General features: G+C 71.9%; 4 protein-coding genes. All 4 read left to right on the top strand.

Annotated features, from left to right (window positions below; translation table 11 throughout):
* Positions 1–586: SGNH/GDSL hydrolase family protein (locus tag EUA98_RS19985; protein ID WP_491562673.1), on the top strand; the 586-nt coding region annotated here is incomplete at its 5' end.
* Between the two features lie 48 nt (positions 587–634).
* Entirely contained in the window at positions 635–1,198 is a 564-nt protein-coding gene (locus tag EUA98_RS19370) for a SurA N-terminal domain-containing protein (RefSeq protein WP_130104317.1), read from the top strand.
* 19 nt (positions 1,199–1,217) lie between these two features.
* Entirely contained in the window at positions 1,218–1,994 is a 777-nt protein-coding gene (locus EUA98_RS19365; protein ID WP_242511735.1) for a nucleoside triphosphate pyrophosphohydrolase, read from the top strand.
* A gap of 147 nt (positions 1,995–2,141) precedes the next feature.
* The coding region (locus tag EUA98_RS19360; protein WP_130104316.1) for an MCP four helix bundle domain-containing protein at positions 2,142–2,944 on the top strand (803 nt) is incomplete at its 3' end.

Raw genomic sequence — 2,944 nt, 5'->3', positions numbered from 1 at the left:
CCCGGTGCCGGTGGTGCCCCCGGTCGCGCGCGAGGTCTCGGCGCCGCTGGCCCCGGCCTCGGCTGCCGCGCCGGTCGCGCCGGCCGACGTCGTCCCGGCGGCCCCCTCCTCGCCCCCGCCGACGACCGTCGTCGGCGACTCGGTCATGGCGGCGATCGCCCCCGCCCTCACCGCGCGCTTCCCGGTGCTCGAGGTCGACGCCGTCACGAGCCGCCAGCCCGCCGGGGTCCTGGAGGCGCTCGGGGTCATCTCCGCCGCGGGCCGGCTCGGGCAGGTCGTCGTCATCGGTGCCGGAACGAACGGTGCCATCGCCGAGGAGCAGCTGCGCGCGATGCTCGACCTCGGCCGCCCCGCCCGACGGGTCATCGTGCTCAACGACTCCGTCGATCGGACCTGGGAGGGGCACAACAACGAGCTCATCGGCCGGATCGTGCCGGAGTACCCCAACGCGATGGTCTTCGACTGGAAGACCCTGGCCGCGGCGCACCCCGAGTGGCTCTGGGGCGATGGCATCCACCCCCGGCCCGCCGGTGCGGACGCGATCGCCGCGATGCTTCTCGACGAGGCGGTCCGAGCCGTAGCGTGAGCGGCTTACGATGACCAGCGGTTCTTGATCACAACGAAAGGCCTGACGGTGACGGTCCGATTCTCGGCCGGGCGACGCGGTGCGCCTGTCCTGCTCGCTCTCGGTGCGCTCGTGGTGGGGCTCAGCGGCTGCTCCGGTCAGCCTGGTGCGGCCGCCGTCGTGGACGGCGAGACGATCTCGGTCGCCGAGCTGCAGGACGCCACGACGGACCTGACGCCGTACCTCGAGAACGTCACGCAGTCGAACGTGCTCATGGTGCTCGTCGCCGCACCGGTCTTCGACCGGGCCGCGTCCGCGGCCGGGGTGGGGGTCTCGACCCAGGAGGCCGAAGCCCTGCTCGACCAGGCGGCCCAGGCCGCCGAGGAGGCCGGGACGGCGCCCGCCCGGACGACCGGTTTCAGTGCCGCCGCGATCGAGGTCGCGCGGTTCACCCTCCTGCAGCAGAACATCCAGGGTCTGCCCGACGGCGCCGAGGTGACCGCGCAGGTCAGCGAGGAGCTCGCGTCGCTCGACGCCGAGATCAACCCGCGCTACGGCGAGGCCGACCTCGCGACCGGATCCATCACGCCGGCCACGTACCCCTGGCTCGTCGCGGCCCCCGCTGTCGGCTGACCAGCACGGGGGTCCGGGCGTGAAACCTCGCGACGATGCGGCCGTGGGCGCCGGGGTGCGCGCACTGGTCGAGGTGATGGACCTGCTCCGCTCGCCCGGCGGCTGCCCCTGGGACGCCGCCCAGACGCACGAGAGCCTGGTGCCGTTCGCCCTCGAGGAGGCCCACGAGGTCGCCGAGGCCATCGAGCTCGGCGACCGGGCGGGGATGCGCGAGGAGCTCGGGGACCTGCTTCTCCAGGTGGTCTTCCACGCGCGCCTCGCTCAGGAGCACCCCAGCGACGCGTTCGACCTGGACGACGTCGCCCGCGGGGTCGCCGCCAAGCTCGTCCGACGCCATCCGCACGTGTTCGACGCCGATGGCTCGCTCCTGGGCGAGGACGCGGGAGCCGAGGGCGGCCCGACCGCCGAGCCCGAGAGCGCCGACGTCGTGCATGCGCGCTGGGACCGGATCAAGAAGGTCGAGAAGCAGCGCACGTCGGTGCTCGACGGCATCCCGCTCGCCCAGGGCGCGCTCGCCCGGGGGCAGAAGGTGCTCTCCCGTGCGCGCCGCGGCGGCCTCATGATCGAGGTCGACGCGGTCGCCCGGCAGCACGACGCCGCCACTCCGGCGGGCCTCGACGACTCGGCTCTTGACGACTCGGCTCTTGACGACCGGGCCCTCGACGACCGGGGGTTCGGCGCGCGCCTGCTCCTGCTCGCCGCGGAGGCCGAGCTCGCCGGGGTGGACGCCGAGGCGGCGTTGCGGAGCGCGCTGCGGACGCTCGAGGACGCCGTCCGGGCGTCCGAGGCGGGCTGACCGCGCAGCGGACCGCGCGGCGGGTCAGGTCGGACCCTGGATCGGCCTCAATCCCTCAATTCACGGACAGAACGGCCGATCAGCGGGCAAGTCGCAGTACTCACTCGCGCACGGGGGACCGGCGCCCGTTTCGATCGGATCTTCGTCATGGCCAGAACAGGAACACCTCGCGGTCCGCTCTCGTTCTTCCGCAATCTCAAGACGGCACAGAAGCTGTTGGTCGGCTTCCTCATCACCTGCGTCCTGATGATCGGGGTCGGGGGCATCGGGATCTCCAAGCTGGCGGCGGCGCAGGCGAGCCTGGACGGGATGTACCACGACAGCACGAAGGCCATCAGCCAGCTCAGCACCGTCGACACCACCTTCAACCTGATCCGCGGCCAGATCGTGAACTACGCGCTGACGCCGGACCCGGCGGAGATGGACGCGATCGAGGCGGCGATCACGGCGAACTGGGCGCTGGTCGACGAGAAGTGGACGCTGTACACGGGCACCGACATGCGCGGCCGCGAGGTCGCTCGCGACGCCTTCATCGTGGACGTCGCCGCCTACCGCAAGGTCGTGGACGAGCAGCTGATGCCGCTCGCCAAGGACAACGATCTTGCCGAGTTCCTGGCCGTCCGCAACGAGCTCGTGAGCCCGATCGTCGTCAGGGTCGAGAAGGACCTCACGGACCTGCTGGCCATCGAGGACGTGGCGGCCGAGCAGGCGCTGACCGACAGCGCGGCGGACTACGCCAGTGCCCGCACCATGATCATCACCTTCATCCTCGTGGCCCTCGCCGTGTCGATCGCGCTGGCCGTCGGGATCGGCCGGATGATCGCGGGTCCGATGGCCAAGGCCGTGGTGGTGCTGGAGGGTCTGGCGGAGGGGCGGTTGGATCTGCGGTTGGAGGTCGATACCCGTGATGAGGTGGGTCAGATGGCGTCGGCGTTGAACCGGGCGATGGT

The sequence above is a fragment of the Pengzhenrongella frigida genome (genome assembly GCF_004168625.1).
GTDB classification, from domain to species: Bacteria; Actinomycetota; Actinomycetes; order Actinomycetales; family Cellulomonadaceae; genus Pengzhenrongella; species Pengzhenrongella frigida.
The sequence above is the reverse complement of the archived record's forward strand: the minus strand, read 5'-3'. Positions and strand labels throughout refer to the sequence as shown.